Annotated in this window: 17 protein-coding genes; 8 read left to right on the forward strand and 9 right to left on the reverse strand. The window is 45.4% G+C overall.

Annotated features, from left to right (window positions below; genetic code table 11):
• The first annotated feature begins 49 nt into the window (after positions 1 to 49).
• On the forward strand, positions 50 to 394 hold the full coding sequence (locus tag INR79_RS19110; protein ID WP_223098827.1) for a DUF1294 domain-containing protein: 345 nt from the start codon (positions 50 to 52) through the stop codon (positions 392 to 394).
• Between the two features lie 206 nt (positions 395 to 600).
• Complete coding sequence (locus INR79_RS19115; protein WP_162198409.1) at positions 601 to 1,611, forward strand: porin; 1,011 nt, start codon at positions 601 to 603, stop codon at positions 1,609 to 1,611.
• A gap of 59 nt (positions 1,612 to 1,670) precedes the next feature.
• Here the strand turns inward: INR79_RS19115 and INR79_RS19120 are convergent, their stop codons facing one another.
• Positions 1,671 to 2,564 carry an AraC family transcriptional regulator gene (locus INR79_RS19120; protein ID WP_223098841.1) on the reverse strand — a complete coding sequence of 298 codons (894 nt, stop codon included), beginning with the start codon at positions 2,562 to 2,564 and terminating at the stop codon, positions 1,671 to 1,673.
• Between the two features lie 146 nt (positions 2,565 to 2,710).
• On the opposite strand from INR79_RS19120, the gene INR79_RS19125 reads away from it, so the two are divergent.
• Positions 2,711 to 3,670: an NAD(P)-dependent alcohol dehydrogenase gene (locus tag INR79_RS19125; protein WP_223098844.1), complete on the forward strand. Its 960-nt coding sequence runs from the start codon at positions 2,711 to 2,713 to the stop codon at positions 3,668 to 3,670.
• Positions 3,671 to 3,730: 60 nt separating this feature from the next.
• Here the strand turns inward: INR79_RS19125 and INR79_RS19130 are convergent, their stop codons facing one another.
• From INR79_RS19130 to INR79_RS19145, 4 genes are all read right to left on the reverse strand, one after another.
• Positions 3,731 to 5,842: a type I secretion system permease/ATPase gene (locus INR79_RS19130; protein ID WP_022560551.1), complete on the reverse strand. Its 2,112-nt coding sequence runs from the start codon at positions 5,840 to 5,842 to the stop codon at positions 3,731 to 3,733.
• 18 nt (positions 5,843 to 5,860) lie between these two features.
• The gene (locus tag INR79_RS19135; RefSeq protein WP_223098847.1) at positions 5,861 to 7,771 is read right to left on the reverse strand and encodes an EAL domain-containing protein; all 1,911 of its coding nucleotides are present in this window, start codon (positions 7,769 to 7,771) and stop codon (positions 5,861 to 5,863) included.
• Between the two features lie 5 nt (positions 7,772 to 7,776).
• On the reverse strand, positions 7,777 to 8,430 hold the full coding sequence (locus INR79_RS19140) for a transglutaminase-like cysteine peptidase (RefSeq protein ID WP_375342714.1): 654 nt from the start codon (positions 8,428 to 8,430) through the stop codon (positions 7,777 to 7,779).
• Positions 8,431 to 8,542: 112 nt separating this feature from the next.
• Positions 8,543 to 9,934: an HlyD family type I secretion periplasmic adaptor subunit gene (locus INR79_RS19145; RefSeq protein WP_004404631.1), complete on the reverse strand. Its 1,392-nt coding sequence runs from the start codon at positions 9,932 to 9,934 to the stop codon at positions 8,543 to 8,545.
• Positions 9,935 to 10,280: 346 nt separating this feature from the next.
• Here INR79_RS19145 and pdxH point away from each other — a divergent pair, with 346 nt between their 5' ends.
• A complete protein-coding gene (gene pdxH, locus INR79_RS19150) occupies positions 10,281 to 10,919 on the forward strand; it encodes a pyridoxamine 5'-phosphate oxidase (protein WP_022591996.1) in 639 nt (212 codons plus the stop codon).
• A 75-nt stretch (positions 10,920 to 10,994) separates the two neighbouring features.
• Here pdxH and INR79_RS19155 read toward each other — a convergent pair whose 3' ends face one another.
• The gene (locus INR79_RS19155) at positions 10,995 to 11,756 is read right to left on the reverse strand and encodes a heparin lyase I family protein (RefSeq protein ID WP_004404626.1); all 762 of its coding nucleotides are present in this window, start codon (positions 11,754 to 11,756) and stop codon (positions 10,995 to 10,997) included.
• 1,074 nt (positions 11,757 to 12,830) lie between these two features.
• Positions 12,831 to 13,535, reverse strand: a complete 705-nt coding sequence (locus INR79_RS19160; protein WP_022560554.1) for a PAS domain-containing protein — start codon at positions 13,533 to 13,535, stop codon at positions 12,831 to 12,833.
• A 458-nt stretch (positions 13,536 to 13,993) separates the two neighbouring features.
• Here INR79_RS19160 and INR79_RS19165 point away from each other — a divergent pair, with 458 nt between their 5' ends.
• The 4 genes from INR79_RS19165 to INR79_RS19180 are packed head-to-tail and all read left to right on the forward strand — an operon-like array spanning position 13,994 to position 17,506.
• The gene (locus INR79_RS19165; RefSeq protein ID WP_004404621.1) at positions 13,994 to 14,875 is read left to right on the forward strand and encodes a metal ABC transporter substrate-binding protein; all 882 of its coding nucleotides are present in this window, start codon (positions 13,994 to 13,996) and stop codon (positions 14,873 to 14,875) included.
• Entirely contained in the window at positions 14,872 to 15,756 is an 885-nt protein-coding gene (locus INR79_RS19170) for a metal ABC transporter ATP-binding protein (RefSeq protein ID WP_004404620.1), read from the forward strand. The genes INR79_RS19165 and INR79_RS19170 overlap by 4 nt, the downstream gene beginning before the upstream one ends.
• Before the next feature lie 2 nt (positions 15,757 to 15,758).
• The gene (locus INR79_RS19175) at positions 15,759 to 16,634 is read left to right on the forward strand and encodes a metal ABC transporter permease (protein WP_269190034.1); all 876 of its coding nucleotides are present in this window, start codon (positions 15,759 to 15,761) and stop codon (positions 16,632 to 16,634) included.
• The gene (locus INR79_RS19180; RefSeq protein WP_223098850.1) at positions 16,634 to 17,506 is read left to right on the forward strand and encodes a metal ABC transporter permease; all 873 of its coding nucleotides are present in this window, start codon (positions 16,634 to 16,636) and stop codon (positions 17,504 to 17,506) included. The genes INR79_RS19175 and INR79_RS19180 overlap by 1 nt, the downstream gene beginning before the upstream one ends.
• A 99-nt stretch (positions 17,507 to 17,605) precedes the next feature.
• Here the strand turns inward: INR79_RS19180 and INR79_RS19185 are convergent, their stop codons facing one another.
• Positions 17,606 to 19,429 carry an SUMF1/EgtB/PvdO family nonheme iron enzyme gene (locus tag INR79_RS19185; protein WP_223098873.1) on the reverse strand — a complete coding sequence of 608 codons (1,824 nt, stop codon included), beginning with the start codon at positions 19,427 to 19,429 and terminating at the stop codon, positions 17,606 to 17,608.
• 130 nt (positions 19,430 to 19,559) lie between these two features.
• On the reverse strand, positions 19,560 to 20,663 hold the full coding sequence (locus INR79_RS19190) for a PEGA domain-containing protein (protein ID WP_223098876.1): 1,104 nt from the start codon (positions 20,661 to 20,663) through the stop codon (positions 19,560 to 19,562).
• Positions 20,664 to 20,795: the final 132 nt, after the last annotated feature.

A 20,795-nucleotide genomic window follows, 5' to 3' on the forward strand; every position in this document is an offset into this window, starting at 1 on the left:
TCCTATTTGCCTAAAATTCATTCCATCCAGCTATTTTCAAGGGGGCACTGTGAAGCTGTCGATCCTGTATTGGGTTCTATTATCTGCCTTTCTATTTTATAGCCATCAGTCCTTTTTGTGGTTAGTGGCGTCAGTTGCACCAAGCGTAATAACGTTTCTTTTCTATGGCTGGGACAAATATCAGGCTTCACGTAGCAACTGGAGAGTGAAAGAGAGAACGCTTCACTTTCTTGCCGTTATTGGAGGCTGGCCCGGTGCGCTAGCTGGGAGAAGTCTGCTTCGTCATAAAACGCAGAAGGCGTCTTTTTATCGAGTGCTATTTACTATCGTTTTCTTCCACTGGGTCGCCACATTTTCAGCAATAGGGTACTGGATTTGGTTGTCGATCAGTTAAGTTATATGCGTTAAGTTGCTCTTGGTCGTGTCTTTTTTACACCCAGCTTATGCAACAAAATGTTTCAAGCGTAAGCATTGTAAGCTATTGGTTTTAAAGATGTAAGCTGACGTAAGGGTCTATTGATAACGATCTTTTTAGTGAAGATACTCATTCCGCAAATGAATTATTTTGCAGTTAAAAATAATTAGCAGTGGATGAATGATATGAAAAAGACAATTCTTGCTGTTGCTGTAACACTTGCAGCAACGTCAGTAAACGCAGCAGAAATCTACAACAAGGATGGCGTTAAGCTAGACCTTGGTGGTGCAGCTGAAGTTCAGTACAAAAAAGAGCGTGCTGAAAACTCAGTAAGCAAATTCCGCCTGGATGATGGTGACCTGTTCGCTACAACAACTGTAGACGTAAACGACAGCCTAAAAGGTATCGGTAAAGCGGCATTCAAATTTGAGAAAACTGCGGTTGAAAACGACGAACTATACGTTGGTGTTCAACACAGCAAATTCGGTACGTTCACAGCCGGTCGCCAAACTACGACTTTCGACGGCGCTGGTATCTCAGAAGGCATTGAGTTCGGTCTGAAATTCTTTAAAGACGAAGTGACAACTCTAGCAGTGGGTTCTGGTGACTCTGTTGCTAAGTACAAAGGTACTTTCGGTAACGCTTGGGTTGGCGCATCATACGCTGAATTCGAAAAAGGTGTTAAGGATTCTGAGAAGTTTGCTTACGATCTAGCTGGTGGTTACAAGTTTGGTGACATTGAAACTGCACTTTACCTTCAGCACGTTAAAGCAGACGCCGTTAAAGCGGGTACGATTGCATTTAACAAAGCGAAAGGTACTACTATCCACGGTCAGGTAAAAGCGACATTTGACGCAATTACTGTTGCGGCATCTTACGCCAACACTAAGATCACAGCTGACTCAGTTACAGTGGGCTCTACTACAACTAAGAACCCTGACGCAACAACCCTAAACGTTGCTAAGCTATCTGGTTCTTACAAGCTAACTGAAAAAACTACCCTAGCTGGTGGTTACGACTACGCTGACGTAAAAGATTCCCTAAAAGTACACAACGTATACGCGAACGTTTCTCACAAACTTCACAACAACGTGAAAGTTTACACTGAAATCGGTCACGCAAATGTTAAGCCTACAGGCGCAGACAAGCTTAAAACTGAGTTTGGCTACGTTGCAGGTCTAGAAGTTAAATTCTAAAAGTTACCACTGCCTTTTCTACTTTTAGAGTTTTCACCCCGCCCTTGTGGCGGGGTTTTTCATTTTTGTCTGGGTTTCACCGGAATGACGTATTTCGATGTCATGTCAGGCAATGTGAAGTTCTTAAGCCCCTCAAACAGCTCATAATCCTGACCTTCCGCTCTTTGGTATTCTGAATTGGGTAACCAATAGCCGTAGATGTAATCCATGGTCTTGTTTACAGAATCTTCCGAGACTTCCTCTACCTCAAATATCGCGACCATTTGCTCTGGCAATTCATAGGTAACCATACCATCCGGTATGCGCTCAAATGAGGTCACTTTCATTGCCGACAAGTAAGTTACCTCCTCTTCGGTAAACAGCCCTGAATCGCTAATCGTCAGCCCCAGGTAGGTATCTTCCACCTTGTTTGAAATCTCATGGCGACGATCCAAAAGCTGCATCCAGGGGGCTTCCAAGAGGTCACAGTAGCTTTCCTGAAACATAAATGGTGATGGGATTTGAGTCTGAAATCCTACCAACAAGGTGGCAGGGCGAGAGACAATGGCTGGATTCAGAGCGATTCCCTGACGCAGGTGGGTGACGAGTTCTTGAGTGAGAACAGGCTTTTCCTGAAGCAGGACTTTGGGTTTCTGAACGCGAAATACTTTTGGTGAAAGACCAAAATAGGTTTTGAACGATCGACTAAACGCTTCATGAGAGTTAAAGCCCGTATCCAAAGCTATCTCCAGAATGCCGATATCGGTTTCAAGTAACTGATTGGCAGCGTAAGAAAGACGCCTCCCCCGGACATAGCCACCTAACGTATCACCTACCAGACTTTTGAAAGTGCGTTGGAAGTGCCACGGAGAAAGCTGCATTCGCTTTGCAAGAACAGCGATGTCCATATCATCACCAAGGTGCAATTCGATGTGTTCAACCAGCTCATTTATTTGCTCAACTAAGGACGTCATTTTGAATATCTATTGTTGGTAATTTCACCATGTTTGATTTCAAAAATTACGCACCACCGCACAAATTATCAAGTCCTTCTTTAGACAAATTGTTAGGGTCAATAGCCCCTAGAGCAGAAAAACACTAAAGACTGGGAGAGTGGTCAATGAAAGCCATGATATATCAGGAGTATGGTTCGCCAGATGTGCTTAGCGTTGCCAATGTTGAAGAACCTGAAGTGGGCAATACCCAAATTAAAATTCGGGTTTGGGCAACATCGGTGTCGGCTGCGGATATCCATATGCGACAAGCCGACCCATTTGCAGTGCGGCTTTTCAATGGATTGATAACACCTAAGCGGCAGATACTTGGTACTGAGTTTTCCGGAGAAATTGTGGCGACAGGAAATCAGGTGAAAAACTTTGCTATTGGAGAGCGGGTTTTCGGAGGAACAGGAACCGGTATGGGGGCGAATGCTGAATTTCTTGTGCTGGATGAATCCGCTGCCATCGCCAAGATTCCAAATGAACTGACCTTCGAACAAGCGGCCGCGATTCCTTTTGGGGCGACCGCTTCACTGTATTTTCTGCATCATAAAATTGAGCTTAAAGCGGGGCAAAGAGTTCTGGTTAATGGCGCAGGTGGAGCGCTTGGTTGCTATGGAGTTCAGCTAGCCAGATACAAAGGGGCTGAAGTAGTTGCCATTTGTCGAGACGAAAAACGTGAGCTGCTGTTACAGCTTGGTGCAAAGAAGACCTTGGATTACTCAAAAGCACCAGTCAGTGAAATGAATGAACGATTTGATGTGGTTTATGACACCCATGGGAGTTTGAAATATGCAGAATGTGAGCACTTGCTTACTGAAAAAGGCATATGGATATCTGCTGCTGGTGGCGTGTCCGATTTTGCTCGCATGATGATTTTGAAACTGTTTGGTCAACGTCAGATGGTGGCTGGGCTGGCGATAGAAACTCAGAGTGACATGAACTATCTGAAACGATTGATTGAAACTGGAGATTTGGTTCCGGTGATCGATTCTGTGTATGACTTGGACGATTTGGTTGCAGCACATCGATATGTCGAAAAAGGGCACAAAACAGGGTGCGTTGTGGTTAGGGTATCTTGAGACAGTTTGAGCATAAAAAACGCCCTCTGTATCGAGGGCGTTGTGCGAATCCAAGGAAGTTTATGAAGCGCGTACCCGACCTTGCTTAAGGTTGTTGAGTACCTGCTCCTTCGGTCCGTCTGCAATAACTGCCCCTTTTTCCATCACAATTACCCGATCAACCACGTCCAGCATTGACGTTTTATGGGTAATAAGGATAAGGGTTTCACTCTTCTTCAAGCTCAATAGTTGATGCTTAATGTGCATCTCTGAGCGGTTATCCATCGAGCTGGTTGGTTCATCCATCAGCAAAACAGGAGGACGACCTATGAACGCACGTGCAATCGCCACAGACTGACGCTGACCGCCAGAAAGTAAAATCCCGCCTTCTCCGACCTGACGTTCCAGACCCGCCGGATCCTGCTGAGTAAATACCGTTACACCGCCTCGGTTGGCAGCATCCAGCACCTCTCGGTCGTCTACCAAAGGTTGTCCCAGAGTAATGTTGTCGCGAATAGAACCGTAAAACAGAGTAATGTCTTGTGGTACACAGCCTATATTGCGTCTGACATCAACATGGTGAAGCTGAGCGATATCGGTCTCATCAATACGCACATTGCCTTGTGTCGGCTGGTACAAGCCCATAATCAGACGTTCAATGGTCGTTTTTCCTGAACCAATACGCCCGATGATGGCGACTTTTTCTCCCGGATTAATGGTGATGGATACATCCCGCACGGCAGCAAGTTCTGAGTCCGGGTAATTGAAGGTGACGCGATCCAGTTCTATTTTTCCCTGAACAATAGGGCGGTGGATGTAGCGTTTCCCTTCTTCCTGCTCGTCTGGCATCGACATGACCTGCTCAATAATCGTCATTGACGATTTGGCCTGATTGTAGCGAGTGGACAACAATGAAAGTTGAACCAAAGGACCTACTGCACGCCCGCTCAGCATGGTGGCAGCGATCAATCCACCCATGGTCAGGTCGCCTTCGGCAATCAGATAAACCCCGACAATGATCATACCGACATTCGATGTCTGCTGAATAAACCCAGCGGCATTCTGGATAGAATCGGTGATGCGGCGGCTCTTAATGTTCCAGTTTGCCATGTGCGCAACCGCTTCTTCCCAACGGTATTGGAACTGGCTTTGCGCACCAAAGACTTTTACCGTCTCCAAACCCGCCAGACTCTCAATCAGGTTGGCGTATTTTTGCGAAGCGAGGCGAGAGCCCTCTTCAATGCTTTTTCTTAATGGTCCCTGAATCAGCATCGAATGGATGATCAGAATCAGAATACCCACGATAGGGACGATAACCAGATTCCCCGCCACCAGCCAGATGACGACCAGGAAGAGTAGGGCGAACGGCAGATCAATCAGAGAAGATACAGTTGCCGACGTAAAGAATTCCCTTATTGACTCAAACTCCTGCAAGTGTCTGGCAAAAGCACCAACCGAAGCAGGGCGTGACTCCATTCGGATGCCCATGACCTTGCTGAACAGCTTGGATGAAATCAGGACATCTGATTTTTTACCCGCCACGTCGATAAAGTAACTTCGCAGTAATTTGAGTAAGAAATCGAACAGGAAAACCACAAATATTCCGGATGCCAGCACCCACAAAGATTCAAACGCGAGGTTTGGAACGACTTTGTCGTACACCAGGCGGGTGAACATAGGGGCGGCAATCGCAAACACATTGATCAGAATCGAGGCGATCAACACGTCTCGGTAGATGTGTTTCGATTCCAGAAGCGTGCTCCAGAACCAGTGTCCATCTCTTGGTTTGAGTATTTCAGGTGAGCGTTCGTCGTAACGGAACTGCTTTTTCACCAGAAAATAGCGACCAATGTACTGCTGTTTCAGTTCATCAAGAGGCAGCGAGATAGGCATCAAATGAGAATCTGCGGTGACGACTTCGGCTTCTTGCGTTTCACTATTTACGCTCACCAGTACGCAGGCGTCTCCACCACGAAGAAGCAATACCGCCGGGAGGACCAGCTCTGGAATTGCTTCAAATTCTGTGCGGTTTTCTCTGGCAACCAAGCCCGCCCGCTCAGCAGAACGAGGAAAAAGAAAAGGCGTCAGCTTACCATCGGCTAAGGGTAAACCGCTGACAAGTGCCTCAGGCGAATTCGACATCCCATAGTATCGGCTGATGTACACCAGGGAGTTCAGTAAAGGATCTTGCATCCTGATAGACCTTAAAACTTATTTATCAACAATGAAGCCTTGGAACGCTTCAATAAAGTGCTCAGATAGGAAGTCCAACTGTGCCTGAGTTTCTACCCGCGATGCGATGGTCTTAATGCCAAGGTTGTGCGCCGTACGCGAGATGGAAGTGAGTGTATACTTCTGCTTCTCATCATCTATCTGATGGGTGTACAGATAATCCAATTTAACGTAAGCCGGTCTGAATTCGTTGATGTACTCCAAAGAATGGAAATGTCGCCCGTAGTTATCGACACCAAAATCGGCCCCTGCACTGCGTATCGCGTGACAGATCAGCGCAGTATGGTGCTGGTGGTTGATAAAGCAAGACTCTGGGATTTCAAAGTGCAGTTTGTTCACCAATGCCTGATTCTTCGTCAGGATTTTGGTTAACCAGCGGATGAAACTAGGTTCGCTGACACTGCTCACCGTCAGGTTGATAGCCAAGGTATCCGTCAGCTCACGTGAGCGCAGTTTGTCGAGCATAGAGGTGATTACGTACTGGTCAAAAATATGACCCGCGTTCAGTTGCTCCAGCGCGAACAGATATTGGTTTGCGGTAAAGCGTTCACCATTTTTCTCAATCGCAGAGAAGACTTCTCGGTGATACGTCGCGCCAGTAGTGGTGTTCGCATTCTGAAGTTTGAACTCCACCCATTGATTACCGATGGCTTCTTCCACCAGAGTGCGCCATTGTTGTTTACCCAGAAGTACGTGGTTTTGCTTATCCGTAACCAGACCATATGGCTTATCAGGGTGAGCGTGGGCTTTAGACAGGGCGTTATCCACCAGCGACAGTATTTCGGTAGTGTTCTTGCGATTTTCGTTGTAAACCACACCCAAGAAAGCAGCAGCTGGCGCCGTTCCGGTAGGATCTGGTCGAATGTCCTGGGTGTAATTCATGATGCTTTCAGACACCATGCGCAGTTCACTCTCTTCAAGGTTTGGCAAGATGAAGCCAAACTCTGCGGTGTTGATACGAGCCAGCGTAACGTCAGGAGAAGAAGTCGTTGCCTTGAGCAAGGCTGCCAGTTCTTTCACTAAACTGTCACCCACCTCGTAACCTTCGTCGTCGTAGGCATCTTTGATGAAGGTGGCCTGTAAGATCGCCACACCACCAATTGCGGACTCATTCAGCCAGGTGTTTAGCTGACCGATAAAGAAGGAACGGTTACCCAACTGAGATACTGGGTCCATGTACGCGCGTTCACGCAGTTGTTGCGCTTCACGAGCCTGAGCTTTAAAGCTTTTCTCCACTTGCGCCGACATAGCATTAATGCCGTCAACTACGGCAATCAGGTCTCGAGTACGTGGACGTTCAAGAGGCTCTCCAAAGTGGTTGTTCGCCACTTCTTCCATTTTCTGAATGATGAGTGTCAGAGGTTTCAGTGCTCGCCTTACCACTGCAGAAATCACCACCGCACCAACAATGAAGATCCCGGTAAACAAGGTAACTAGGCTGGTAAGAGCCTGCCAGAGCTGAAAGTACGCATCACCAGGGTGGCTGATGATTTCAACTTCCGCCAATTGAAGCCAGCCACTGGTGACCACCCGCCGATCGTGAATGGTTCGAAATAAATCTAAGTTGGTAAACCAGTCTGGGATATCGTGGTTTTTAATGGGGTAAGTACGGACAATTTCTTTGTCGTTACTTAAAAAGATGAGTCGGACAGCGGAATAGGAACTGCCATCAAACAGGGCGTTAATCACGGACTCCACTGCGACTTCATCCTGATTTTCAAGATAGGGTGCAAGGGCAAGTCCCACCGTGTTGATGGTATTGTTCACTTCGGAGCGCTGTTGTTGCTCTAGGAAGTTACGCATGATATTGAACTCGATGGCGAAGACCGAGCCCATCAACAGCAGAAATACTGCCAACATCCATGCGACTAGCTGTCTATATAAAGTCATGGTGCTTACTCATCATAATTAATAATGGGTTTATTCAACTTCAAAGTTTGTTCGCGAGAGCGCAAATCATTCCATAGGCTCAGGCGAGACGATTTTCCTGCTAACTTACCGCTGGCTTTTTCTTTCATCAGCCATAGGTTTTTACCGTTAAAGCTGTAAATAGGTAATAAGTCGCGGCGTTTAGAAGCGGGTTTGATGTCTGGAATCAAGTTATCCAAAATCAAAGGCTGCGAGCTCGGTGTACGATAGTACGCTAAAACCATGTGAAACTGATTTAATTCAATGGCTTTAACGTACACTAACCGTAATTTCTTGTCTGGGACACCCAACTCAAGCAACGAGAAATATTTTGCAATTGTGAAATCTTCACAGTCACCAGCAGCACTCCCCAAAAACTCAAGAGGAGTCGCCCAGTAGTCTTTTCGACCCCATAGCTTGATGTCGTCAACAAAGTACATCTGGTTGAAGAAATTGTTCACGGCTTCAAGCTGTTGGCTCTCTTTGAGCTTGTGAAAATCTGCAATGCCTTCTCGCCATGCCGAAACACGTTTAGCGGCGCGATCCCCGTAAGTCCCGCGCACAGCTTCCACCCAGCGCTGCTCTTTTTTATTGAGCGCGCCTGAGGTAAAAGAAAGTGACAGCAAGCACGCCAGAAGCATGCCTGCCTTTAATCGGTTGAAGACCATCAGCGATAAAACTCAGTTAAAAACAAACTGAACCAAATGTAGATGGGCGGTTTCTCCGAAGAACACTCATGTGTTTCTCCCCCAATTATTCACGCAAAGCCGTTTGCTGGGCGCGTGAGATAGGTTTCAATAAATAATCCAGAACAGAGCGCTTGCCTGTAATAATATCGACCGAGGTTGTCATCCCCGGAATGATCGGAAGCTGCTCTGAGTGACCAAAACTGTCTTGCAATGTGCGAACACGAACAAGGTAAAAGCTATTGCCTTCCTCGTCCTGAATGGTGTCAGCACTGATGTGTTCCAGAATTCCCTCCAGTCCGCCATAACGAGTAAAATCATAAGCACTGAATTTAACGATAGCAGGCAGACCTGGTCTTAAAAAGGCAATGTCCTGAGGGGCGATTTTCGCTTCTACTAAAAGGGTGTCTTCAGTTGGAACGATTTCAACCAGATCCATGCCCGGCTGAATAACGCCACCAACCGTATTGGTGTGAAGTTTTTTGATGGTTCCCGTCACTGGTGAAACCACAATAGTACGGTTTACACGATCTTCCAGACCCACCGTCGATTCCGTCAGAGAAGACAATTTATCCTGTGCCTGATTGAGTTTTTCCTGTTGCTCGGAACGGAACTTCAAAGCGGCATCGATTCGGCTGAGAATGGCTTCACGGATTGCAGAGGTCAGAACGGGGACTTTAAGTTCGGTCGATGTCAGTTCTCGACCTGTGTCGTTCAGTTGTCTTTCGAGTTTTAGCAGCTCGATACGAGGGACGATACCTTCATTGGCAAGCGGCTTAGTGATGTCGAGTTCTTTTTGCGCAAAATCATAGCTGCGCTTTAGGTTGTCGACACGGGCTTTGATTTCGACTAAGTCTTGTTGCTTCTGCTTTACTTGCTGGTCCAGCAGAGATACCTGGTTTTTCAGATTATTGAGATCTTGCGTGTATTCGGCGTACTGACGCTCAACAAGTTGTGGATCGTTCTCTGTTAGTTGTTCTGGGAAAATCAGTTTGTCTGTTTCGATGACTACGCTGTCTCTCCAGTTATCGGGATCCAGGTCTTCACGGATCTTAATGCTGGCAATGGAAGCCGAAAGCTGCAACACACTCGCCGTCAGGTTAGTGACTTGTTGTTCTCTTTCTCTGAAGTCAGAACGGAAACGTGTGTCATCGATCAGCAGGAGTTGCTGACCTTTTTCAACCAGTTCACCTTCATGAACCAGAATCTTTTTCACCAGCCCGCCTTCCAGGTTCTGAACAACCTGCAATTGAGAAGAAGGGATGACCTTGCCTTGCCCGACCGTGACCTTATCTATGTGTGCCCACGCAGCCCATCCGATGGCGATGGCAAAAAACAGTACCACGACCCACAACAAAATCCTTGCACTACTCGGCGTGTTTAACAGCAATGCTGCCGTTTTGTCGTCCACGTAGTCCAACTCTTTTGAGTCCAGTTTTTTGAGGCTCTTAGTGTCCATGAAGTTTCCTTGCAACGGAATAGACGTAAATTAAAGGGTAAAGAGGTGTGTGACCTCTACAGAACAATGTCTTTATTATCTTGAAGCAATTTTCGTGCTTATGCTTCTGAATCTTATTATCGGATTAATAAATTGTTAAGTTGTTCATTTAATTATAATCAAAATGTGGCGTGCATTAGCTTCACTTCTTTACCTTTTCTAAGAAAAATTGCCAAAATTAGGACCATTAATTGCCGCTGGTGGAAATATTAAGGGGAACATTGCCACTTTTTTGGCGGAAAAACGTAAATGACTTGAGTTCCCATAACCTTAAGCGCAAAATCGTCGAAAACCAGAAGGAGTAGAAATGGAACTTTCAGATATTCGTCGCGAATACACCAAGGGCGGGCTGAGACGCCGAGATCTCAAGGCAGACCCTATCGAGCAGTTTAATTTTTGGTTGCAGCAAGCTGTTGATGCCAAGCTGACTGACCCAACGGCGATGACGGTGGCGACGGTAGACGAGAATGGTATGCCATTTCAACGCATCGTTCTGCTAAAAAGTGTCGATAAAGATGGCTTTGTTTTTTATACCAATTTAGGTAGCCGTAAAGCCCAGCACCTGGAAAATCATAGCAAGATCAGCCTTCACTTCCCGTGGCACCCTCTGGAGAGGCAAGTTCATGTTACAGGCGTTGCTCACAAGTTGAGTGCGATGGAAAACATGAAATACTTTTCTTCTCGCCCAAAAGAAAGCCAGATTGCGGCAATTGCGAGTAAGCAAAGTAGCCGTCTATCAGCGCGAAGCATGCTGCTTAGCAAATACATGGAATTAAAAAAGCAGTTTGAAGAAGGGGAAATTCCTGTTCCGACTTTCTGGGGAGGTTTCAGAGTGAAACCTGAAAGTATGGAATTCTGGCAGGGAGGTGAACACCGACTTCACGATCGTTTCTTGTTTACTAAAGAAGACGAACAGCATTGGGACATTGATCGCCTCGCACCATAGAACCGGCATTTTTAAAAACTCTATACAAAAACGCCACACTGCTTAGAGTGTGGCGTTTTTTTGAAAGAATGTGACTTAGTTTGCTAGCTCGTAGTACTTAACATTCTTGATGTTCAACTCGATTTCTTCGTTATCGGTTTCCCAGCCCGTTGGCTTGTAGATACCAAACTTGATGTAAGGTTTGTTTACGTCGTTGTACGTGTTGGGACCACATACGTCTGACATAACTTCGTCGTTAATTTTAACAGTCAGACAAGCGTCTTTATCGTAAGAAAGCTCACCGCTTAGCTCAATGGTGTACCAAGTGTTTGGCTCGTAGTAGTAATCGCTGAATAGTTTTCTGTATTCAATTGAGTTACCAGTGTTACCACAAGTACCGTTGGTTGTTGTTGAAATACGGTCTTCGTCCCAGCGGTTATACATTCTCAAGGTTCCGTTCACAGACTCCAGAGCCATGATTGGGCAGCGCCATGCTTCACCTTGATCTGGTCTTGAGTGAAGTTGGAAGTAGCTGTGCCAGCGGTTGTAGTGTGCAAAGTTGTCGTTAGTCTTGAAATCAAAAGAAAATTTAAACGGGGTATCACGCTTAACGACATCTTGTATTGCGAACTCACAGCGCTTACGGTTAGGCGCTTTGTTCAGTTTCATTGTGGTTGTTTCGTGGTATCTCATTAAGTTAACTGAAAGTAAATCGAAGCTACATTCAATGTGAACTTTCTCATTCGGGGTTTTAAGACCACCTAAGTCCAACTGATCGTATACGACTCTCCACATGTTTACTGGTTGTGCACTTACCGAAAACGCAAAGCCTGCTAGAAGAAGTGTTAAAGCTCTCATAATTTTCACCTACTAATAAAAAGAAATACGATTGAATTTCAAAGTTTTGCGACATAAGAACCCTTCTTATTTCTCGAAGAAAAATAATTGTTTAATAGAAAAAACAGATTTCTAAATGCTAAAGTCTGTATTTTGTTTTTATAAATTCAATAATATTAAAGAGTTAAAGTTTATTGATTTTAAAAACTATCTATTTACGGTTTTTTATATGTGGCGATAACAATCCAATAATTAATTTGTATCTCTAAAGTTATTACAAAAAGTTCGGAACCATTGTCGCGTTCCACTCTTGCCTACACCGAGAATATTAAAGTTTCTTTTTGAGTAGAAAAATTTCTAAATGGCTCACAATGATATTTGTACAAAATTGAAAACAAAGATTTGATCTTCATTCCATAAAATTATTTACTACCCTAAAATAAAAGTTGAATAGTATGTGATTTTAGTGGCTTTTGTATTTCAATGTGTTGTTTTTAAATTGTTTTTTAATTAAAGAGAAACTGGTTTTATATTAAAAGTTCAAACTTTAAATATCAGCTCAAAATTAAAGGTTTTGCCCATTTTTGCTTAGATTTTAACTTTCAAGAAAGGCTCAATTGTCAAAGTTAACTTTATATGTGGTAAGGGGTTATGTGTAATTACTGAGACTTTAGCTGTGAAGTGTAAATATTTATTACATTTACGCGGTTAAGATTGAAATGAGCTCCAATACGGTATTTTTAAACCATTAAGTGAAGGAAAAACGACGTTTAAATGTTTCGTGTTTGTAAATGAATGTGTAAGAGGAGTTGGAATATGATCGGAGTGAAGAGCCAAATAATAACGTGCATGAGCCTAGTGAGATGGTTTTTCTAAATGTGTATTGATGGTTACATTTTGAATACACAATATCTTAAAAATTTCATATTCAGTTCTAAATATTTAAGTGCCTTTCTGATTTCTGGTTTAATTGGCAATGTAACGTTATGTAATAAAATGATTTATTGGCTCTATCAATGAATTTAGATGATTTGTTTTGTAGCTTATTCGCCAAGTGGAAGGACGGATGTAAAGGAAAAGCGTTTATCTATCGAGTCAAATGTTGTGGCTCAGTACAACCGATATCTGATGTTTAAGTAAACTTTCAGGAATCACTGAACCAAACCCCTCATCTAATGCGAGTTCAATCAGCTCATTTTTTGTACTTGCCCCAAATTTGTTTCGCAATCTGGCAACGTGTCCTTCTACCGTTTTCACAGAAATGTTCATGGCGTTTGCGATGAACTGAGGTTTTTTTCCGTATAGCAAGAAGAAAAGAACCTGTGACTCTCGTTGGTTGATTTTTTTAGGCGTACTGCAAAGAGTGCTCGAGTAGAGATCTCGTTTAAGGCTTTGACCTGTCGCTCTGCAAATCCAGTGTCCAACCTCCAGAATGGCGGTGTCTTCAAGTTCTTGTCCGTGGAAAATAACGCCAACGATTTCATTGTTCTCGTTGAACCAAGGGGTTTTAGTAAAAATGTGGGCGCGCCATTTTCCGTCGGGGTAGGGGTGGATATCGAGGATCTTGAGGGTTTGCTTGGTTTCCATGACATAGACGTCCTGCCTTCGGAAATCCGTAGCACACAAAGTAGAAGGGCTGGAGATATCAAAATCGGACTTACCTATGCAGTCGAGATGATTGTCTAACCCTATCAGATTGCCAAACGCTTTATTGGCGTAAACAAAAACTGAGTTTGTGTCTTTGCAGCCCCAACATCCCGGAATTTGATCGATAATAGATAAGAGAGTTGTGTTGGGCACGATATTCGCTCTGTTGTACTGCGTTACTTGTCAATAATCATATCAGTCTCATAATTAAGAAGACAGCGCATGTTATATGTTCAAGTAAACTCGTTTAAAAAAAAGCCAGCTTGAGGGAGCTGGCTAACACAAGATACATCTTGTCGACGTGTAGAAGAGGTTATGATCAACTTCAGGGTCTAAGTGATCATAACGATACCTTAGCGATATCAAGAGGTAACTGCACTGGACTGCAGCTAACTCTATGACAGTTAAGATAAAACAGGTTTTTTTTCGGAAAAAGGGGGGAATTCCCCCCTTTTGAAGGAAAATCTGATTAGATTCGACAAATTTCGTATTATTATTCATCTGAAGCACGTGATTTGGAGATTTAGGGCAAGTAAATTTCCTAGTTTTTATTGAAATGATAATAATTATCATTTACGATTCTTGCCAACTTATTAACTCAGGACGATATAATGAAACAAGTTTTAGCCCGGTTGGGATTATGTAGCCTTTTATTAGTGCCAGGTTTGGCAGTTGCAAAGTTGAAAGTAGTAACGACGTTCACCATCATTCAAGACATGGCACAGAACGTGGCTGGCGATGCAGCTGAAGTGGTTTCTATTACCAAACCTGGCGCCGAAATTCACGATTACCAACCAACCCCTAAAGACATTGTTAAAGCGCAATCTGCTGATCTGGTCATGTGGAATGGCATGAATCTGGAACGCTGGTTCGAACGCTTCTTCAGTAACATCAGCGGCGTACCTTCTGTAACGCTAACGGAAGGCATTGCACCGCTTTCAATCTATGAAGGCCCTTATCAGGGCAAACCGAATCCTCACGCTTGGATGTCTACCAGCAACGCACTTATTTACATCGAGAACATCCGTTCTGCGTTAGTTAAGCATGATCCTGAGAATGCAGACACTTACAACAAGAACGCAAAAGCTTACGCTGACCAAGTTAAACAACTTGATGCTCCGATTCGTGCGCGTATGGATGCCATCCCAGCAGATAAACGTTGGTTGGTGACTAGTGAAGGTGCATTCAGCTACCTGGCGAAAGACTACGGCTTAAAAGAAGCGTACCTATGGCCGATCAATGCTGATCAGCAAGGAACTCCTAAGCAAGTTAAGTCTCTAATTGACAAAATTCGTGAAAATCAGATTCCAGTTGTGTTCAGTGAGAGTACAATCTCTGATAAACCTGCAAAACAGGTTGTAAGGGAAACTAATGCTAAGTATGGCGGTGTGCTATACGTAGATTCCCTGTCTAAGCAGGATGGACCAGTACCTACCTATCTGGACCTTCTTAAAGTAACCACCCAAACAGTAGCGGATGGCTTTGCGTTATGAGTTCGATGTCGGCCAGCTTAGAAGTATCCAACGTTGGTGTGACATACAACAACGGCTTCACAGCGATAAACCACGTCAACTTTTCTCTTGATGGGGGCACTATATGTGCCCTCGTCGGGATCAATGGCGGCGGTAAATCGACCCTTTTTAAAAGCATTATGGGCTTAGTGAAGCTCTCTTCAGGTGATATTTGTGTATCCGGAATGACGATAAACAAAGCCCTGAAGAGCAACTTAGTGGCGTATGTACCACAAAGTGAAGATATTGACTGGGATTTCCCGGTATTAGTTGAAGATGTAGTGATGCAAGGTCGCTATGGCTTTATGAATTTTCTGCGTCGTCCAAGCAAAACCGACAAACAAAAAGTCGCGGATGCTATGGATCGAATGGGCATTTCTCAACTGGCAAAAAGGCAGATTGGTGAATTGTCTGGCGGGCAGAAAAAACGAGTCTTTCTCGCACGGGCTCTGGCTCAGGAAAGCAAAACCATTCTTCTCGATGAACCGTTTACGGGTGTCGATTTCACCACTGAAAACGCCATCATGCAGCTTTTAAGAGAGCTGAGAGCTGAGGGCCACCTGATTTTAGTGTCTACCCATAACCTCGGGAGCATTCCAGACTATTGTAATGAAGTGGTGTTTATTAATCGTACCGTTATTGCAGCAGGTTCTCTGGATGTGACTTTCACTCAGCAAAACCTGGAAGCCACGTTTGGTGGCGTACTGAAACACGTTGGTATTCCGGGTGAAGAGCTACATAACGATGAAGACCGTCGTGCGGTTACCATTATCTCGGATCACGAAAAACCCGCAGTGTTCTACGGAACGGGTCGACACGACTCTACACTGATCAGTGAAGCACAACATCAGGCGGACAAATAATGCTGGAATACTTGTTAGAGCCACTCAGCTACCAGTACATGCTCAATGCGATTTTCGCTAGCGCAATCGTCGGTGCTGTGTGTGCATTCCTCTCTGCTTTCCTGATGTTAAAAGGCTGGTCACTGATCGGTGATGCTTTGTCGCACTCGGTGGTTCCGGGTGTTGCCGGAGCGTATGCTCTTGGGTTGCCATACGCCGTGGGCGCTTTCTTTTCTGGCTTTCTTGCTTCCATCAGTATTGCGGCTCTGAAATCGCTTTCTCACCTGAAAGAGGACGCGATCATTGGTTTCATTTTCACCACTTTCTTTGCAGCGGGTTTGCTGTTAATTTCACTTAACCCGACTTCAATTAATGTCCAGTCCATCATTTTCGGCAATATTCTGAGTATTGGTCCCGAAGACCTGTACCAGATCGTCATCATTTCTGTTGTGTCTCTGATAGTGCTTGGCGTTCTCTGGAAAGACCTCATGCTGGTGTTCTTTGATGAAACACAAGCTTCTGCAGTGGGTCTTTCGCCAGTAAAACTGAAAATCTTATTCTTCACTCTGTTGAGCGCCTGTACTGTTGCGTCTCTTCAGACGGTTGGTGCCGTTTTGGTGATCGCCATGGTGATTACTCCAGGTGCAACGGCTTACCTGCTTACTGATCGCTTTGGCTGGTTACTGGTTATTGCAACAAGTATTGGTTTGCTAAGTAGCGGTCTGGGGGCGTACATCAGTTACTTCCTGGATGGCACGACAGGTGGCATCATCGTTCTTATCCAAACTGTTTTGTTCCTGCTTGCTTTCTTATTTGCACCGAAATACGGCTTGTTTTCGGATCGTGTTGCCGCGCTGAATCGCTTGGGAAACGCCGGTAAAGTGGCGAGGGACGCATAATGGAAGCCTTAATCAGCTGGGTTATTGAACCCTTCCAGTACCCGTTTATGATGCGCGCCCTTTGGGCTGGTCTCGCCGTTGGTGGCGTGTGTGCAGTTTTATCCTGCTATCTGGTTTTAAAAGGCTGGTCACTAATGGGAGACGCAATCTCTCACGCCGTTTTGCCCGGCATCGTGGTTGCTTATGTCATTGGTATTGCTTTGCCAATCGGAGCCTTTGTGTCCGGTTTGCTGTGTGCTTTGCTAACGGGATACATCAAAGAGAACAGCCGGGTAAAAGAAGACACCGTGATGGGGATTGTGTTCTCTGGCATGTTTGCGCTTGGTTTAGTTATGTTTGCCAAAATCGAAACCGAGCAGCATTTGTTGCACATTCTCTTCGGTAATATGCTTGGTATTAACGACTTTGAATTCTGGCAAACCGTGATCATCTCTGTGGCGGTTTTCTGTGTCATGCTTATCTTTCGTCATGACTTCCTGCTCTACTGCTTTGACAAGAGCCATGCGCGCGTTGTGGGGCTCCCTGTGACCCTTCTTCACTATGCGCTCTTGGTTATGCTTGCATTGACCATTGTCGCCACGATACAAGCTGTAGGCGTGATTATGGTGGTTGCTATGCTAGTCGCACCAGGGATCACCGCTTTCGTCTTAACCCGAAAGTTCAGCACCATGCTCTGGATTGCGTTGTCAGTTTCTATTGGTTCTACCTTGGCAGGCACCTTGATCAGCTTCCATATCGATGGAGCAACCAGTGCTTGTATCGTATTGGTTCAGGCGACGTGTTTTATTGTTGCGCTTACCTACTCAAAGGTGAAAACACACTTGGGAAAGGTTAAACCCACAACCGTGGCACAGACAGAGTGCCGTGAATAGCATTAGTTCCAAGATTTCTAGTATCTAGGTTTCTAATACCTAGATGAATGGTACAAAAAAGGGCTCCCAACTTGGGAGCCCTTTTCAATTCTTTAGAAGCTAGCTTTTGTCTAGCTGCCTTACGATTCGAAAACCAATATAGTTGGTCGTGGCATTTGGAGAAACCTCCAGTGTTTCATGAGCGGCGGCTTTCGCCGGGGCAAAGCTCCAGGCTCCACCTTTCGCACTGCCGAAACGGCTGCCAGTCCATTCCCAGACGTTACCCACCATGTCGTATAAACCCAGTGCATTAGGTCTGAACGTGTTTACTGGAGAGCTACTGGTGTTGGACCATTTGGTTCCACCCCAGCCGGTATTGGCTTTGCCGCTACCGAATTCGTTACCCCACCAGTAAGAAGCAGACGAACCTGCGCGTGCCGCGATTTCCCACTCTTGCTCCGTTGGAAGGCGGTACTGATAGCCCGTTTTCTGACTTAGCCATTTGGTGTAGGCTTGCGCGTCTTTGCGACTCAGGCAAACCACTGGCGACATATCGCTTTGTTTGAAACCAGGCTGACGCCAGAAGTTTCCTTTTACTGAAAGTTCTACGCTGTTTTCCATAGTAGAACAGGTCTGATTTTTTTCAGCAGAGGTTTTGTACCCAGTGTCATTAACGAAGGTTGCAAACTGCTTCACCGTTATCGGTGTCGCTGAAATAGAATAGGCTTTAGCGAGATTAACCTGCTGCTCGCCACCTTTCCCGATGAAATACTTTCCAGCACCGACGACGACCATTTGAGGGGCGGACTGGTTAGCACTCAGTTGGTCAGCAAAGGCTTTACCAGAGCGAGGAACGTTAGCTTTTTCTACCAGAACGGCGCGCAGCGTGCCATCCTGACGTAAAGTCATATCGCGATTGAACGAACGGAAACCATCTTTGACTACGCTGACAGTGTGTGCACCAGTCGGCAGCATGATGTCGACCGGAGTCGTTCCATAGCTCACGCCGTTGATTAGGACACGGTCATCATACTGGTTTGAACGCACGGTCAGTGTTACCCAACGAACCTCTTTCTGAGGGCTCGACATTTCCTGCTTTTCGCTAGGGTCGAAACAGTATGCGGAATCGATGTCCAGAAGCCGGCATGCAGCATTTTGAGAAGGGCGTGATTCAACGGCAACTTCCAGCTTGGCCTGAAACTGCCCGCCATCGATAAACCCGGTTCTGACAGGCTGATGGTTAACAACATGAATGTTCAGCGTTGCCTGCTGAACGTGCTGTTTCACCAGATCATTTTCTGTGGTGTTGTCGATGAGTGCAGACTGGAAAAGGTTCACTGCTTTTTGCAGAGCAAGCCCGGTTGACTGCTCCTTACACTGAGCAAGAGTGGTGTCCTGAGCACAATTATGAACATAAGATACCGTCTGAGACGTCTGGCGAGTCAATTCGCCTTGAAGGCGCTGTGCACGAAGTCGGTAGTGGCTGTCTTCTAAACCTAACAGCTCAGCGTCTAACTTTACGCCTTCAGCTTTGGTGGAAGAAAGCTTAATACGCTGTTCTTGAATGTCGTGCTGAATATCCAGTTGGTTTTGCTGATTCTGTTTCAAGCGAGCCCAAGCATCCTGATACGCTTTCTGGCTTGAAGAAAGATCCAGATCAGGGTCTTCCAGCATTTGAGCGTATTGTCTTTCAAGCGCTTGTTTGGCTTTTACACGCGTGTTTTCCAGCGTAGAAGCTTCCTTCTCTGCCTGGTCTAACTCCGCATTGAGCCGTCGTATTGTTGCCTGAATATCCGTTTGCTGACTCACGGTAGACTGGATTTCAGCCTTCTTCGAACTAATTGCCTCTGAAATGCTTGCGATATCCAAACTTTCAGCTGTTGCTGAAAATGGAATCAGGCTCGGTGAAAGAGCCAACAAAAGCGCTGGTAATCCTTGTCTCATGTTCAGTTCTAATTCGTGTTGTTTGCTGTACTAAAGCGCCATTTTGCCGCGATCAAAGTGCTTTGATGCAAACAAAATGGCGATGAAAAATGCTCGTTATAAATGTCAGTAACCAGTAACAACCTTGGCGTTACCCATGTTTTTCAGGGCGAAGTTTCACCCAAATGGTGTCGTTGCCATTGATTGTGATCTGGCGATTGTAAGTCTCAAAACCTTCTTTTGAAACCGTAATTTGATGGCGACCTGCAGGCAGTACCAATTCCACTGGAGTGCTGCCGTAGCGCACTCCATTTACTGTCACGTCGTCATCGTATTGATCAGAGCGAACGGTAATGTTTGCCCAGCTTTTATCGGTATTCGATTTAGATGCCACTTTGGCTTCGGTGTAACAGTAACGGTTGGCAACACCGAGCAGTTTACACGCCGCTGTTGCTTCTGGTTTTGCTCGAAGCTGAGCTTGCATATTGGTGAAGTAGCTGTCGTCACCAGAGAAACCACTTTTAATAATCTGACTGTCCTGAACATGAATGTTTAACTGGACACCCTGAAGGTTCTGCTTTGCGATGTTGGATTCAGTTAGCTGATCAACTAAGCGGGACTTAAACGTGTTGACGGCTTTTTGCTTGGTCAGATGTTTACCGCGATTAGCACAGTCACGCAGTGTCATGCTCGCAGAACAAGTCGTTTTGTAGCTGGTTTCAAGAACTGCACTCTCGCGAAGTTCGGCTGCCAGTCGTTTGACTCGGGCTTCTACACGCGATTCTTGTAAATTCTGGTTTGCTGCATTGAGATGAGCTTGCTGCTGTTGCAGTTGAGACAGGCGCATTTCGCTCTCGCTCACTAGGTGCTGCTGGCTCAGTTGCTCTTTCTGGTTGTCTTTAACCGCAGTCCAGGATTCTTGATATTGTTTCTGGAACCCTGACAAGTCGATATCAGGTTCTTCAACCAAACGAGTGAATTGTTTATCGAGGGCGCTTTTCGCACGGTTTCGTTTTGCAACCAGTTCGGCGTATTCACGTTTCAGTTGCTCAGATTGTTGCTTGAGTTGGGAAAGCGTTTTGGCTTCGCTGGCGTGTTCGTCATCAACCGAATCAATTTTGGCTTGATTCTGGGCAATTTTCTCATCGATTTCTGCCACCAAATCAACGCTTTGAATCTCTTCAGCCTGTAAAGTGGTTGGTAGCCAAACTGGGGTAAGCGCAAGCAAAAGCGCTGGGATTCGACGTTTGATCATAAGTCCCTGCATGATAATCATTTCGTAAGCCACCCTATTGCTCTGATAGGGGTAGTATTTTGGCGAGGTGAAGCTGTATTTATCGATACGTTTCAAAACCGCCTAGCCATTAAGTTTTTTGAGCTAATGAGT

Source organism: Vibrio sp. SCSIO 43132 (assembly GCF_019904195.1).
GTDB lineage: Bacteria > Pseudomonadota > Gammaproteobacteria > Enterobacterales > Vibrionaceae > Vibrio > Vibrio nigripulchritudo.

Coding starts and splice junctions, on each gene's coding strand:
- INR79_RS19115 (WP_162198409.1), top strand. CDS start 601: ATGAAAAAGACAATTCTTGCTGTTGCTGTAACACTTGCAGCAACGTCA.
- INR79_RS19120 (WP_223098841.1), bottom strand. CDS start 2,564: ATGACGTCCTTAGTTGAGCAAATAAATGAGCTGGTTGAACACATCGAA.
- INR79_RS19125 (WP_223098844.1), top strand. CDS start 2,711: ATGAAAGCCATGATATATCAGGAGTATGGTTCGCCAGATGTGCTTAGC.
- INR79_RS19130 (WP_022560551.1), bottom strand. CDS start 5,842: ATGCAAGATCCTTTACTGAACTCCCTGGTGTACATCAGCCGATACTAT.
- INR79_RS19135 (WP_223098847.1), bottom strand. CDS start 7,771: ATGACTTTATATAGACAGCTAGTCGCATGGATGTTGGCAGTATTTCTG.
- INR79_RS19140 (WP_375342714.1), bottom strand. CDS start 8,430: ATGCTTCTGGCGTGCTTGCTGTCACTTTCTTTTACCTCAGGCGCGCTC.
- INR79_RS19145 (WP_004404631.1), bottom strand. CDS start 9,934: ATGGACACTAAGAGCCTCAAAAAACTGGACTCAAAAGAGTTGGACTAC.
- pdxH (WP_022591996.1), top strand. CDS start 10,281: ATGGAACTTTCAGATATTCGTCGCGAATACACCAAGGGCGGGCTGAGA.
- INR79_RS19155 (WP_004404626.1), bottom strand. CDS start 11,756: ATGAGAGCTTTAACACTTCTTCTAGCAGGCTTTGCGTTTTCGGTAAGT.
- INR79_RS19165 (WP_004404621.1), top strand. CDS start 13,994: ATGAAACAAGTTTTAGCCCGGTTGGGATTATGTAGCCTTTTATTAGTG.
- INR79_RS19170 (WP_004404620.1), top strand. CDS start 14,872: ATGAGTTCGATGTCGGCCAGCTTAGAAGTATCCAACGTTGGTGTGACA.
- INR79_RS19180 (WP_223098850.1), top strand. CDS start 16,634: ATGGAAGCCTTAATCAGCTGGGTTATTGAACCCTTCCAGTACCCGTTT.
- INR79_RS19185 (WP_223098873.1), bottom strand. CDS start 19,429: ATGAGACAAGGATTACCAGCGCTTTTGTTGGCTCTTTCACCGAGCCTG.
- INR79_RS19190 (WP_223098876.1), bottom strand. CDS start 20,663: ATGATCAAACGTCGAATCCCAGCGCTTTTGCTTGCGCTTACCCCAGTT.